Source organism: Pseudomonas alcaligenes (genome assembly GCF_014490745.1).
GTDB classification, from domain to species: domain Bacteria; phylum Pseudomonadota; class Gammaproteobacteria; order Pseudomonadales; family Pseudomonadaceae; genus Aquipseudomonas; species Aquipseudomonas alcaligenes_C.
On the sequence record NZ_LZEU01000001.1, the window covers coordinates 3,279,832 to 3,293,495 of the forward strand.

14 protein-coding genes are annotated in these 13,664 nt (G+C 64.2%); 9 read left to right on the forward strand and 5 right to left on the reverse strand.

The features are described 5' to 3' along the window. Positions 1–11: 11 nt before the first annotated feature. Positions 12–902 (forward strand): DUF2950 domain-containing protein, encoded by an 891-nt coding sequence (locus tag A9179_RS14860; protein WP_187806992.1) that lies wholly within the window; start codon positions 12–14, stop codon positions 900–902. 46 nt (positions 903–948) lie between these two features. Here A9179_RS14860 and gloA read toward each other — a convergent pair whose 3' ends face one another. The 3 genes from gloA to A9179_RS14875 form a co-directional block, all read right to left on the reverse strand. Further along, entirely contained in the window at positions 949–1,341 is a 393-nt protein-coding gene (gene gloA, locus A9179_RS14865; protein WP_187806993.1) for a lactoylglutathione lyase, read from the reverse strand. Positions 1,342–1,432: 91 nt separating this feature from the next. Beyond that, a complete protein-coding gene (locus A9179_RS14870) occupies positions 1,433–2,650 on the reverse strand; it encodes an argininosuccinate synthase (RefSeq protein ID WP_187806994.1) in 1,218 nt (405 codons plus the stop codon). Positions 2,651–2,769: 119 nt separating this feature from the next. Then, positions 2,770–3,681 (reverse strand): flagellar protein MotY, encoded by a 912-nt coding sequence (locus A9179_RS14875; protein WP_223123391.1) that lies wholly within the window; start codon positions 3,679–3,681, stop codon positions 2,770–2,772. Between the two features lie 184 nt (positions 3,682–3,865). Here A9179_RS14875 and pyrC point away from each other — a divergent pair, with 184 nt between their 5' ends. The 3 genes from pyrC (at position 3,866) to A9179_RS14890 (ending at position 5,991) form a co-directional block, all read left to right on the forward strand. Next, positions 3,866–4,912, forward strand: coding sequence for a dihydroorotase (gene pyrC / locus A9179_RS14880; RefSeq protein WP_187806996.1), 1,047 nt, complete (start codon positions 3,866–3,868; stop codon positions 4,910–4,912). Continuing rightward, positions 4,909–5,583: a ribonuclease T gene (gene rnt, locus A9179_RS14885; protein WP_187806997.1), complete on the forward strand. Its 675-nt coding sequence runs from the start codon at positions 4,909–4,911 to the stop codon at positions 5,581–5,583. Before pyrC ends, rnt begins: the two co-directional genes overlap by 4 nt. A 189-nt stretch (positions 5,584–5,772) precedes the next feature. Beyond that, positions 5,773–5,991: a bacterioferritin-associated ferredoxin gene (locus A9179_RS14890; RefSeq protein WP_187806998.1), complete on the forward strand. Its 219-nt coding sequence runs from the start codon at positions 5,773–5,775 to the stop codon at positions 5,989–5,991. Positions 5,992–6,052: 61 nt separating this feature from the next. Here A9179_RS14890 and A9179_RS14895 read toward each other — a convergent pair whose 3' ends face one another. Continuing rightward, positions 6,053–6,661, reverse strand: a complete 609-nt coding sequence (locus tag A9179_RS14895; RefSeq protein WP_187806999.1) for a MiaE family protein — start codon at positions 6,659–6,661, stop codon at positions 6,053–6,055. 178 nt (positions 6,662–6,839) lie between these two features. Here A9179_RS14895 and A9179_RS14900 point away from each other — a divergent pair, with 178 nt between their 5' ends. Next, entirely contained in the window at positions 6,840–7,703 is an 864-nt protein-coding gene (locus A9179_RS14900; protein WP_187807000.1) for a universal stress protein, read from the forward strand. Between the two features lie 56 nt (positions 7,704–7,759). On the opposite strand, the gene A9179_RS14905 is transcribed toward A9179_RS14900, so the two are convergent. Next, positions 7,760–8,236, reverse strand: a complete 477-nt coding sequence (locus A9179_RS14905; RefSeq protein ID WP_187807001.1) for a DUF1289 domain-containing protein — start codon at positions 8,234–8,236, stop codon at positions 7,760–7,762. A gap of 456 nt (positions 8,237–8,692) precedes the next feature. Here A9179_RS14905 and acnB point away from each other — a divergent pair, with 456 nt between their 5' ends. The 4 genes from acnB (at position 8,693) to A9179_RS14925 (ending at position 13,656) form a co-directional block, all read left to right on the forward strand. Further along, positions 8,693–11,302 (forward strand): bifunctional aconitate hydratase 2/2-methylisocitrate dehydratase, encoded by a 2,610-nt coding sequence (acnB, locus tag A9179_RS14910; RefSeq protein WP_187807002.1) that lies wholly within the window; start codon positions 8,693–8,695, stop codon positions 11,300–11,302. 140 nt (positions 11,303–11,442) lie between these two features. Further along, a complete protein-coding gene (locus A9179_RS14915) occupies positions 11,443–11,649 on the forward strand; it encodes a YgdI/YgdR family lipoprotein (protein ID WP_187807003.1) in 207 nt (68 codons plus the stop codon). A gap of 201 nt (positions 11,650–11,850) precedes the next feature. Beyond that, complete coding sequence (locus tag A9179_RS14920; protein WP_187807004.1) at positions 11,851–13,065, forward strand: CmpA/NrtA family ABC transporter substrate-binding protein; 1,215 nt, start codon at positions 11,851–11,853, stop codon at positions 13,063–13,065. Positions 13,066–13,077: 12 nt separating this feature from the next. Further along, positions 13,078–13,656, forward strand: coding sequence for an ANTAR domain-containing response regulator (locus A9179_RS14925; RefSeq protein WP_187807005.1), 579 nt, complete (start codon positions 13,078–13,080; stop codon positions 13,654–13,656). Positions 13,657–13,664 lie beyond the last annotated feature (8 nt).

The window sequence follows — 13,664 nt, forward strand, 5'->3', positions numbered from 1 at the left end:
GGAGTCCAGTCATGAATGCAGCTCAGCGTATCGCCCTGCTTGCCCTGCTGGCCCTGCCCTGGCAGCACGCCCAGGCCCAGCAGGCATTCAGCAGCCCGGACGAGGCCGTCAGCGCCTTTATCGGCGCCCTCGGCACCCAGCACGCCGACAGCCAGCGCATGGCGGCGCTGCTCGGCGACGACTGGCGCAGCTATATCCCGCTGGAAGGTATCGAGCGCAAGGACGTCGACGCCTTCCTGACCATGTACAAGGAGAAACACGAAATTCGCAGCGAGGCCGCCGACCGCGCCCAGCTGGTGGTCGGCAACAGCGCCTGGGAACTGCCGCTGCCGCTGGTGCACGGCAAGGACGGCTGGGTCTTCGACACCCAGGCCGGCGGCGAGACCATTCGCCTGCGCCGCATCGGCCGCAACGAACTGACCACCCTGGAGGCCGTGCGCGCCTATCACGACGCGCAGATGGACTATGCCGAGGTCGACCGCGACGGCGATGGGGTTCTGGAATATGCGCAGAAGTTCGTCAGCAGCGACGGCCAGCACGACGGGCTGTACTGGGCCGAGCAGCCCGGCGAGGAACAGAGCCCGCTGGGCCCGCTGTTCGGCGACGAACTGCCGGATGGCGACTGGCACGGCTATCACTACCGCATCCTCACCGCCCAGGGCCCCTCGGCGCCGCGCGGCGCCTACGACTACCGGATCGGCGCCAACATGAGCCGCGGCTTCGCCCTGATCGCCTGGCCCAGCGCCTACGGCGACAGCGGCGTGATGAGTTTCATGATCAGCCACGACGGCGAGGTATTCGAGAAGGATCTGGGCCCCGACAGCGACAAGCAGGCCCTGGCCATGACCCGCTTCGATCCGGACAGCAGCTGGCAGGAAGTCAGCGAGCCGGCCACACCCTGAGTCTCAGCGCCCCGCCTGCTCAGGCGGCGGGGTGCAGACGCGCTACTCAGTCCTTGCGCGAAGGCGACAGCAGCTCGATCTTGTAGCCATCCGGGTCTTCGACGAAGGCCAGGATGCTGGTGCCGTGCTTCATCGGCCCTGCCTCGCGGGTGATCTTGCCACCGCGGGCGCGGATGTCTTCGCAGGCCTTGTAGACATCGGCCACTTCCAGGGCGATATGGCCGTAGCCGCTGCCCAGCTCGTAGCTGTCCACACCCCAGTTGTAGGTCAGCTCGATGACGCTGTTCTCGGCCTCGTTGCCGTAGCCGACGAAGGCCAGGGTGAACTGACCGTCCGGATAGTCCTTGCGCCGCAGCAGGGTCATGCCCAGCACTTCGGTGTAGAAGGCGATGGATTTGTCCATGTCGCCGACGCGCAGCATGGTATGCAGCAGTCTCATCAGGTCTTTCCTCATCGTTGGCCCGCAGGGGCCTGAAAAAAAGAACCCCGGCTCGTGGCCGGGGTTCGTCTGTCACGGGCTGTTCAGCTTATCAGAACAGCTTGCGGCCCTTGCCGGCAGCGATGCGCATGCGCAGGGCGTTGAGCTTGATGAAGCCCGCCGCGTCGGCCTGGTTGTAGGCACCGCCGTCTTCCTCGAAGGTCGCGATGTTGGCGTCGAACAGCGAGTCGTCGGACTTGCGGCCAACCACGATGACGTTGCCCTTGTACAGCTTCAGGCGTACCACACCGTTCACGTTGGTCTGCGAGGCGTCGATCATCTGCTGCAGCATCAGACGCTCCGGGCTCCACCAGTAGCCGGTGTAGATCAGGCTGGCGTACTTGGGCATCAGCTCGTCTTTCAGGTGGGCCACTTCGCGGTCCAGGGTGATCGACTCGATGGCGCGGTGGGCACGCAGCATGATGGTGCCGCCGGGGGTCTCGTAGCAGCCGCGGGACTTCATGCCGACGTAGCGGTTCTCGACGATGTCGAGGCGACCGATACCGTTCTCGCCGCCGATGCGGTTGAGTTCGGCCAGCACGGTGGCCGGGGTCATTTCCTTGCCGTCGATGGCAACGATGTCGCCCTTGCGGTAGGTCAGCTCGATGTAGGTCGGGGTGTTCGGCGCCGCTTCCGGGGAAACGGTCCACTTCCACATGTCTTCTTCGTGCTCGGTCCAGGTGTCTTCCAGCACGCCGCCTTCATAGGAGATGTGCAGCAGGTTGGCGTCCATGGAGTACGGCGACTTCTTCTTGCCGTGGCGCTCGATCGGGATGGCGTGCTTCTCGGCATAGTCCATCAGCTTCTCGCGCGACAGCAGATCCCATTCGCGCCAGGGGGCGATCACTTTCACGCCCGGCTTGAGGGCGTAGGCGCCCAGTTCGAAACGTACCTGGTCGTTGCCCTTGCCGGTGGCGCCGTGGGAGATGGCGTCGGCGCCGGTCTCGTTGGCGATCTCGATCAGGCGTTTGGCGATCAGCGGGCGGGCGATGGAAGTACCCAGCAGGTACTCGCCTTCGTAAATGGTGTTGGCGCGGAACATCGGGTAGACGAAATCGCGGACGAATTCTTCGCGCAGGTCGTCGATGTAGATTTCCTTGACGCCCATGGCCTGGGCCTTGGCGCGAGCCGGCTCGACTTCTTCGCCCTGGCCGAGGTCAGCGGTGAAGGTCACCACTTCGCATTCATAGGTGTCCTGCAGCCACTTGAGGATTACCGAGGTATCCAGGCCACCGGAATAGGCCAGAACTACCTTCTTAACGTCCGCCATGCCAATCAACTCCACGGGGTTGTACGGAAAACCCGTGATTCTACCCACCGCCACCACCGATTTACAGGGGCGCGACAGACACTGGCGACAAAGCGACAGTTTTATGCGGCGACGCGACCTCAGGAAGTACTGGCAGGAGATGCCGGAGCCGCCGGCGCAGCAGGGGCCGGCTCGCTTGCCGGCGGAGTGGCGGGGGCCGCCTCGGGCGGGGGCTCGATGACCGGTTCGCGCGACAGGGTCATGGTCACCCGGCGGTTCTTCGCCCGGTTGGGCTCGCTGTTGTTCGGCACCAGCGGGTAGCGCTCGCCGTGGAAGCGCACCAGGATCTGCTCGGCCGGAATGCCCTTGGCCTTGAGGTACTCCTCCACCGCCAGGGCCCGGCGGCGCGAGCTGTCGCGGTTGGTCAGGCGGCTGCCGCTGTTGTCCGAGTGGCCGTCGAGCTGGATGCGGTTGACGCTGGGGTCGGCCTTGATGAACTCGAGGATGATGTCGAGCTTGGCCTGGCCCAGGGCATCGAGCACCGAGCCGCCACCGGGGAAGCCGATCTGGGTCTGGCGGATCTGGTCGAAGTTCACCGGCAGCAGGCCGGCCGTGCATTTGAGGTAGTCGGTGTAGGCCTGGTTGAACCGCACCGGCAGCAAACGCACCTCCAGGCTGTCGCCGCCCTGCAGGGTGCGGTGGCGCACCAGCGGGCTGCGCCCTTCCATCAGCCCGGTGAGCAGGCGCCCGGCCTGCTCCTGGTTGCTGTTGAACGGCACCTCGCCGCTGCCCACATTGAGCGCACCGAGGTTGATGTCGCCGCGACCGACCTGCCAGGGCGCCGCGGCTGCCAGCAGGGTCGCCGAACCCGGGCCAAGCCAGCGCTCGCGCATCTTCAGGCGGAAGGTCGCCTGCTCACCGGCGCGACGGACGAACTCGCCGCTGCCGAAATCCGCCACCGGCTGGCTCAGGCGGCACTCGAACTGATCGCCCTCGACCTTCCACTCCACCTTCTCCAGACGCGTCTGGAAGGTGATAGCCGCAGCCGGCATGCACCAGGGCAGGCAGGCGAACAGGCTGAGCAAGGCAAGATTGGGCTGGCGCACGACAGGCTCCACGGGGAGTAACGGCATTCCTCCGGGGTATCGGTCGGCCCCGGCAAAACTTGATAGCCCGTGCCTGCAAGTGGCTTTTCCGGTAGCATTCCCGCCACGTTTCACCCGCCCGGAATCCCCCATGTCAGACCGTATCACCCTGCTGCGCCCCGACGATTGGCACATCCACCTGCGCGATGGCGCCGTCCTGCAGCACACCGTCCGGGACGTTGCCCGCACCTTCTCCCGAGCAATCATCATGCCGAACCTGGTGCCGCCGGTACGCAACGCCGGCGAAGCCGATGCCTACCGCCAGCGCATCCTCGCCGCCCGCCCGGCCGGCAGCCGCTTCGAGCCGCTGATGGTGCTCTACCTCACCGACCGCACCACACCTGCCGAAGTACGCGAGGCCAAGGCCAGCGGTTTCGTGCACGCGGCCAAGCTGTACCCGGCCGGCGCCACCACCAACTCCGACTCCGGCGTGACCAGCATCGACAATATCTTCCCGGTGCTGGAAGCCATGGCCGAAGTCGGCCTGCCGCTGCTGGTGCATGGCGAGGTGACCCGTGCCGAAGTCGACGTGTTCGACCGTGAGAAGCGCTTCATCGATGAGCACCTGGTGCGTGTGGTCGCGCGCTTCCCCAGCCTGAACGTGGTGTTCGAGCACATCACCACCGGCGACGCCGTGCAGTTCGTCAATTCGGCCCCGGCCAACGTCGGCGCCACCATCACCGCTCACCACCTGCTGTACAACCGCAACCACATGCTGGTCGGCGGTATTCGTCCGCACTTCTATTGCCTGCCGATCCTCAAGCGCAACACCCACCAGGAAGCCCTGCTGGATGCCGCCACCAGCGGCAGCCCGAAATTCTTCCTCGGCACCGACTCGGCACCGCATGCCCAGCACGCCAAGGAAACCGCCTGCGGCTGCGCCGGCTGCTACACCGCCTATGCCGCCATCGAGCTGTACGCCGAAGCCTTCGAGCAGCGCAATGCCCTGGACAAGCTGGAAGCCTTCGCCAGTCACTTCGGCCCCGACTTCTATAGCCTGCCGCGCAACACCGACCACATCACCCTGGTACGCGAGGAATGGACGGCCCCGGCCAGCCTGCCGCTCGGCGACAACCTGGTGATTCCCCTGCGCGCCGGCGAAAGCCTGCGCTGGCGCCTGCTGGAGGACAACGCGTGAGCGAAGACAACTTCGACGACGAACTCGACGGCAGCCTGCCGTCCGGCCCGCGCCATCCGATGGCCGCGCGCTTTCGCGGCTATCTGCCGGTGGTGGTGGATGTCGAGACCGGCGGCTTCAACAGTGCCACCGATGCCCTGCTGGAAATCGCCGCGACCACCATTGCCATGGACGAAGGCGGCTTCCTTTATCCGGATCACACCCACTTCTTCCGCATCGAGCCGTTCGCGGGCGCCAATATCGAGCAGGCCGCCCTGGAATTCACCGGCATCAAGCTGGATCACCCGCTGCGCCAGGCGGTGAGCGAGGAGCATGCGCTGACGGAAATCTTCAAAGGCCTGCGCAAGTCGATCAAGGCCAATGGCTGCAAGCGCGCCATTCTGGTCGGCCACAACAGCAGCTTCGACCTCGGCTTCCTCAACGCCGCCGTGGCCCGCTGCGACATCAAGCGCAACCCGTTCCACCCCTTCTCCAGTTTCGACACCGCCACCCTGGCCGGCCTCGCCTATGGCCAGACCGTGCTGGCCAAGGCCTGCCAGACCGCCGGCATCGCCTTCGACGGCAAGGAAGCACACTCGGCTCGTTACGACACCGAGAAGACCGCCGAACTGTTCTGCGGCATCGTCAACCGCTGGAAGGAAATGGGCGGCTGGGACGAATTCGACCAGTAAGCCCCGCCTGCGCTCCCCGAAAACCCGGCCCTGGCCGGGTTTTTTATGCGCCGCGAAATGCCCGCAGACGGCACCATGCAGAAAGCCATCCGACTCAGGCGGGAAATTTTCCCAGCAAGTTTTGACAAGCATTCTCATTAACATTAGTATCCCTAGCCAACAGCAACCCATTCCTGTCCGAGCCTGTCCATGTACGTCTGCCTCTGCCATGGTGTCACCGACGGTCAAATCCGCGATGCGATCTACGAAGGTTGCTGCAGCTACCGCGAAGTGCGCGAGACCCTCGGCGTGGCCACCCAGTGCGGCAAGTGCGCCTGCCTGGCCAAGCAGGTGGTGCGGGAAACCCTGAGCGACGTACAGAACAGCCAGGCCGCCCTCGCCTACCCGGCCAGCTTCGTCGCCGCCTGATTCAAGCAGATACAAAAAAGCCGGACTTCGTGTCCGGCTTTTTTATGCCCGCAGCACGGCCTCAGGCCACGGCAGGCACGCCGCTATGGAAGCGGAACTCGCTGTCCGGCGACTCGATCAGCTCGCGCTCGACCGCCCTCACCTTCTCGATCACGGCATCCACGTCAGCGGCATCGCCGTACTGATAGGCCAACTTCAGGTAGCCCTGGAAATGCCGCGCCTCGGACTTGAGCAGGCCGCCATAGAACTTGCCCAGCTCCTCGTCCAGGTGCGGTACCAGCGCCTCGAAGCGCTCACAGGAGCGCGCCTCGATGAAGGCACCAACCACCAGGGTATCGATCAGCTTGTGCGGCTCGTGGTTGCGCACCACCGCGCGCAGGCCCGAGGCATAGCGCGCCGCCGAGACCGGCCGCAGGTCGATCTTGCGCTTCTTCATGATGCGCAGCACCTGCTCGTGGTGCACCAGTTCCTCGCGCGCCAGACGCGACATGAAATTGATCAGGTCGAGCTGGTTGTTGTACTTGGCGATCAGCGCCATGGCCGTGGACGCCGCCTTGAATTCGTTGTTCTTGTGATCGATCAGCAGCGTCGGTTGATCGGCAAGCGCCGCCCGCACCCAGGCATCGGGAGTCGGGCAACCAAGGAATTCATGGATTTCAGGCAGGTTCACAGCAGATATTCCGTAGAGAGAGCGCAGCACCGCAGCGCTGGCAGGCTGGGCCGGGGCGGGTCATTATACGAATGCCGACGCCCAGAGCCAGCGATGTCGTGACCGGGGTCAAGAACGCCATATGCGGCAGCTTCTATAGTGGCAGCGCAACCAAGTATCCACGCACAGGGACAAGCTCATGCAAGCCAATCGCAGCATTCTGGTGGTTATGGATCCGCAACAGGCCGACGGTCTGGCACTGAAGAGAGCCAAGCTGATCGCCGCCGTCACCCACTCGCACCTGCACCTGCTGGTTGCCGACAAGAAACAGGAGCATGCCGGCTACCTGGCCGCCGCCAAGACCGACCTGGAGCAGGAAGGTTTCAGCGTCAGCACCCAGCAGGCCTGGCATGACAGCACCTACCAGACGGTGATTGCCGCCCAGCAGGCCGAAGGCTGCGACCTGGTGGTCAAGCAGCACGTGCCGGACAACCCGCTGAAGAAGGCCATCCTCACCCCCGAGGACTGGAAGCTGCTGCGCTACTGCCCGTCCCCGGTACTGATGGTGAAGACCGACACCCCCTGGCATGGCGGCATCATTCTCGCCGCCGTGGATGTCGGCAACAGCGACGTCCAGCACCGCACCCTGCACAACAGCATCGTCAACCACGGCTACAACATCGCCGAACTGGCCCAGGCCACCCTGCATGTGATCAGCGCCCACCCCTCGCCCATGCTGTCGGCCGCCGATCCGACCTTCCAGCTCAAGGAAACCATCGAGGCGCGCTACCGCGAACAGTGCAAGGCATTCCAGGCCGAATATGCGGTCAGCGATGAACGCCTGCATATCGAGGAAGGCCCGGCCGATGTGCTGATCCCCTACACCGCGCAGAAGCTCAAGGCGGCCGTCACCGTGATCGGCACCGTGGCCCGCACCGGGCTGTCCGGCGCCCTGATCGGCAACACTGCCGAAGTGGTGCTGGATATCCTGGAAAGCGACGTGCTGGTGCTCAAGCCGGACAGCATCACCTCGCACCTGGAGGAGCTGGTGGCGCAGCGCTGAATAGCGCGCCCACAAAAAAGCCGCCTACGGGCGGCTTTTTGCTACCTGAGTCAGGCTCAGACGCGGATTTCCATACCCTCGCGCAGAAACTTCGGCGCGATGTAACGCTCGTAGTGCGCCTCGGAGAGCAGGAAGAATTCGCGATCGATGGCCTCGCGCAGATCAGGCAGCGGCCAATCGCGAAACTCCGGCAGCAGCGCCAGGCCATAGGCATCCAGGCGGTTGATCAGCCGCGAGGCGCGGGCGATCAGTTGATAGGCCCAGCAATACTCCGACTGCTCCGGCACGAAGCGTACCTGGTGCTGCTCCAGCTGCTGGCGCAGCCGGGCGGCGTCGAACACCTCCAGCTTGCCTTCCATCACCTGCACCAGCAGTTGCTCCAGGCGCCGCCAGACCGCGTGCTTCTCTTCTTCGGCATACAGGTTCCAGTTCACCACCTCATGGTGAAAGCGCTTGCAGCCGCGGCATACAAGGTCGCCGTAAACGGTGGAACAGAGGCCGACGCAGGGCGTCTTGATGCGCTGATGGGGCATGGCGGAAGGGACGATCAGGAAAACAGGCAGAGCATATTAACGGCTTAGGCCAAGGGGGTCACCCTGACCGGACGGACACCTGGCGACCGATAGATCGCATCAGCAACCGCCCAGCGGCCGCATTGCCTCGGGCTTTGCGCTTAACTTTGCCGCGCTCTTCCAGTAGAATCGGCACGCCTTTTTAGGCGTCGATGTCCGTCAGAAGCTGTTTTCAAAGCGTCACGAGCACAGTTAATCCGCCAGGAACGACGTTGGCGCCAGGTCTGCGAGCCCTCCTCACGACCTGCGCCAGCCCTCATCGCCCCTGTTCCTGCGGCGTAAAACTTTGAAAACAGCTTCTTGTATGAGGCTATCGACACACCGGCCGAGGTGCTCAAAAAGCTCCAAGGCGCAGTGTGCGATGGTTTTCTGGATGAGCGTCGCGAGCCACCGCGACCACTGATGAGGGTAATAACTGTGCTTGAAGCCTATCGCAAACATGTAGCAGAGCGTGCCGCCCAGGGTATTGCACCCCAGCCGCTAAACGCCGAACAAACTGCAGGCCTGGTAGAGCTGCTGAAGAATCCTCCGGCCGGCGAAGAAGCCTTCCTGGTCGACCTGCTCACCAATCGCGTTCCGCCGGGCGTCGACGAAGCCGCCTACGTCAAGGCCGGTTTCCTCTCCGCTGTCGCCAAGGGCGAAGCCAGCTCCCCGCTGGTCAGCAAGCAACACGCCATTGAGCTGCTGGGCACCATGCAGGGCGGCTACAACATCGCCACCCTGGTCGAAATGCTGGACAACGCCGAGCTGTCCGCCGTTGCCGCCGAGCAACTGAAGCACACCCTGCTGATGTTCGACGCCTTCCACGACGTTGCCGAGAAAGCCAAGGCCGGCAATGCCAACGCCAAGGCCGTTCTGGCTTCCTGGGCCGATGGCGAGTGGTTCAAGAACCGCCCGGCCGTGCCTGAGAAAGTCACCCTGACCGTATTCAAGGTCACCGGCGAAACCAACACCGACGACCTGTCCCCGGCGCCTGACGCCTGGTCGCGTCCGGACATCCCGCTGCACGCCCTGGCCATGCTGAAAATGGCCCGTGACGGCATCAACCCGGACGCTCCGGGTTCGGTCGGCCCGATCAAGCAGATGGAAGCCCTGAAAGCCAAAGGCTTCCCGGTTGCCTACGTCGGCGACGTAGTGGGTACCGGTTCTTCCCGTAAGTCCGCCACCAACTCGGTGCTGTGGTTCTTCGGCGACGACATCCCCAACGTGCCGAACAAGCGCGCTGGTGGTTTCTGCTTCGGCACCAAGATCGCCCCGATCTTCTACAACACCATGGAAGACGCCGGCGCCCTGCCGATCGAATTCGACTGCACCAACCTGGCCATGGGCGACGTCATCGACGTATACCCGTACAAAGGCGAAGTACGCCGTAATGGCAGCAACGAACTGGTCACCAGCTTCGAGCTGAAAACCGACGTACTGCTCGACGAAGTTCGCGCTGGCGGCCGTATCCCGCTGATCGTCGGCCGTGGCCTGACCGAGAAAGCCCGCGCCGAGCTGGGCCTGGGCGTCACCGACCTGTTCAAGAAACCGGTCGCTCCGGTCGACACCGGCAAGGGCTTCACCCTGGCCCAGAAGATGGTCGGCCGCGCCTGCGGTCTGCCGGAAGGCCAAGGCGTCCGTCCGGGCACCTACTGCGAACCGAAGATGACCACCGTCGGTTCCCAGGACACCACCGGCCCGATGACCCGCGACGAGCTGAAAGACCTGGCCTGCCTGGGCTTCTCCGCTGACCTGGTGATGCAGTCCTTCTGCCACACCGCGGCTTATCCGAAGCCGATCGACGTCACCACCCACCACACCCTGCCGGACTTCATCATGACCCGCGGCGGCGTGTCCCTGCGTCCGGGCGACGGCATCATCCACAGCTGGCTGAACCGCATGCTGCTGCCGGATACCGTGGGCACCGGTGGCGACTCGCACACCCGCTTCCCGATGGGCATCTCCTTCCCGGCCGGTTCCGGCCTGGTCGCCTTCGCCGCAGCCACCGGCGTCATGCCGCTGGACATGCCGGAGTCGGTACTGGTGCGCTTCAAGGGCAAGCTGCAACCGGGCATCACCCTGCGTGACCTGGTTCATGCCATCCCCTACTACGCCATCCAGCAGGGCCTCCTGACTGTCGAGAAGAAAGGCAAGAAGAACATCTTCTCCGGCCGCATCCTCGAAATCGAAGGTCTCAACGAGCTGACCGTCGAGCAGGCTTTCGAGCTGTCCGACGCCTCCGCCGAGCGTTCCGCTGCCGGTTGCACCATCAAGCTGCCGGAAAGCGCCATCGCCGAGTACCTGAAGTCGAACATCACCCTGCTGCGCTGGATGATCAGCGAAGGCTACGGCGATGCCCGCACCCTGGAACGTCGCGCCCAAGCGATGGAAGCCTGGCTGGCCAACCCGCAACTGCTGGAAGGCGACAAAGATGCCGAATACGCCGCCGTGATCGAGATCGATCTGGCCGACGTGAAAGAGCCGGTACTCTGCGCGCCGAACGACCCGGACGACGCCCGCCTGCTGTCCAGCGTACAAGGCCGCAAGATCGATGAAGTGTTCATCGGTTCCTGCATGACCAACATCGGTCACTTCCGTGCTGCCGGCAAACTGCTGGACAAGGTCAAGGGTGGCATTCCGACCCGTCTGTGGCTGGCTCCGCCGACCAAGATGGACGCCCACCAACTGACCGAAGAAGGCTACTACGGCATCTACGGCAAGGCTGGCGCGCGCATGGAAATGCCGGGCTGCTCGCTGTGCATGGGTAACCAGGCTCGCGTCCAGACCGGTTCGACCGTGGTCTCCACCTCGACCCGTAACTTCCCGAACCGCCTGGGCGACGCTACCGATGTGTTCCTGGCCTCTGCCGAACTGGCTGCGGTCGCTTCGATCATCGGCAAGCTGCCGACCGTCGAGGAGTACATGGAGTACGCGAAGAACATCGACAGCATGGCTGCCGACGTTTACCGCTACCTGAGCTTCGACCAGATCGCCGAGTTCCGCGAAGCCGCGGCCAGCGCGAACATCCCGGTCGTGCAAGCCTAAGCGTCACCGGCAACCAGAAGAGCCCCGCCTAGTGCGGGGCTTTTTCTTTTCCACCGCCTTGCGGGCAGTTCGGCAGGAGCTAACTTTCTTCGGGTGGGTCGGCGCTTCCGACCCCGCTTCGACCATCAGGGAGTGCATCAATGAAATACTGGCTTCTCACCTGCTGCCTGCTCGCCCTGAGCGGCTGCTCCAGCGAATACATCATCACCACCACCGACGGCCAGATGCTCACCAGCCATGGCAAGCCGGAACTGGATCGCGATACCGGCATGCTCGAATTCGAAGACAGCGAAGGCCGCGTGCAGCAGATTCCACAAGCCAACGTGAAGCAGATGCTGGAACGCTGAACGCCCCTTACAGCAGCACAGAACCCCGCCATGGCGGGGTTCTTTTTGCCCGCCGAGAATGCTGGCATATCGCTTGCTTGAGCATTGCCAACATAACTCTCTCCAACGGCGGAGTCAGTTCATAGACAATGGCGTCGTTTCTGGTTACCCAACCGCGGTAACCGGGACGGCGCCTTTTTGTTCAACGGCGGAACAAAGCACATGAGCACGAACGACACTACCCGTAGCGACAACCTGGCCTGGGTCGCAGGCAGCGATGCCCCGGAAAAGAGCGCCTTGAACCTGGGCTTCATGGCCCTCACCGACTCGGCTTCGCTGATCGTCGCCGCCACCCAGGGCTTCGCCCAGCCCTACGGCCTGACGCTCAACCTGCAGCGCCAGGCCTCCTGGGCCACCCTGCGCGACAAACTGCTGTCCGGCGAGCTGGATGCGGCCCAGGCCCTGTACGGCCAGGTCTACGGCATTCACCTCGGCCTCAGCGGCCCGGCCACCGACATGGCCATCCTCATGGGCCTGTGCCAGAACGGCCAGGCGATCAACCTCTCCGAGCCACTTAAGCGTGCCGGGGTGAACAGCGCCGAGGCACTGGCCAGCCGTGTGCGCCAGAGTGGTGCAAAACTGACCTTCGCCCAGACCTTCCCCACCGGCACCCATGCCATGTGGCTGAACTACTGGCTGGCCGCCCAGGGCATCCATCCGCTGGAAGACGTCAACACCGTGGTGGTGCCACCCTCGCAGATGGTCGCCCACCTCAAGGCCGCGCGCATCGACGGCTTCTGCGCCGGCGGTCCCTGGGGCGCCCTGGCGGTCGACGAGGAACAGGGGTTCACTCTCGCCACCAGCCAGATGATCTGGGCCGATCACCCGGAGAAAGTCCTCGGCGTCACCCGCGAATTCGTCGAACAGTACCCCAACACCGCGCGCGCCCTGACCATGGCTGTGCTCGAAGCCAGCCGCTTCATCGACGAGAATGAAGAGAACAAGCGCAGCACCGCCCAGCTGATCAGCGGCAGCGACTACGTCGACGCCCCGCTGTCGACCATCGAGCCGCGCTTCCTCGGCCAGTACCAGGACGGCATCGGCCACGCCTGGCTGGATGCCCACCCACTGCGCTTCTTCGCCAATGGCGAGGTGACCATGCCCTGGCTGTCCGACGGCATGTGGTTCATGACCCAGTTCCGCCGCTGGGGCCTGCTCAAGGACGACCCGGACTACCTCGGCATTGCCCGGCAGATCCACCAGCTCGAGCTGTACCGGCAGGCCGCCGAGGCACTGGACATTGCCGTACCGGACAGCGCCATGCGCCGCTCCACCCTGCTTGACGGCAGCGTCTGGGACGGCAGCGACCCGGTTGGCTATGCCCAGAGTTTCGCCATTCATGCCCGCAGCGGTCACACCGCGCCCATCGCCCTGTAACGGAACACCGACATGCTGCGAATTCTCCTGATCAACGACACCCCGAAGAAGGTCGGCCGCCTGAAAAGCGCGCTGATCGAGGCGGGCTTCGAGGTCATCGACGAGTCCGGGCTGACCATCGACCTGCCCGAACGCGTCGAGGCCGTGCGCCCCGACGTGATCCTGATCGATACCGAGTCGCCCGGACGCGATGTGATGGAACAGGTGGTGCTGGTGACCCGCGACCAGCCCCGCCCGATCGTCATGTTCACCGACGAACACGACCCCAGCGTGATGCGCCAGGCGATCCAGTCCGGAGTCAGCGCCTATATCGTCGAAGGCATCCACGCCCAGCGCCTGCAGCCGATCCTTGACGTAGCCATGGCCCGCTTCGAGAGCGATCAGGCCCTGCGCGCCCAGCTGCAGGCTCGCGACGAGCAACTGGCCGAGCGCAAGCGCATCGAACTGGCCAAGGGCCTGCTGATGAAGATGAAAAGCTGCAACGAGGAAGACGCCTACACCCTGATGCGCCGCCAGGCCATGAGCCGCCAGCAGAAGCTGATCCAGGTGGCTGAGCAGATCATCGCCATGCACGACATGCTGGGTAACTGAGCCCGGCA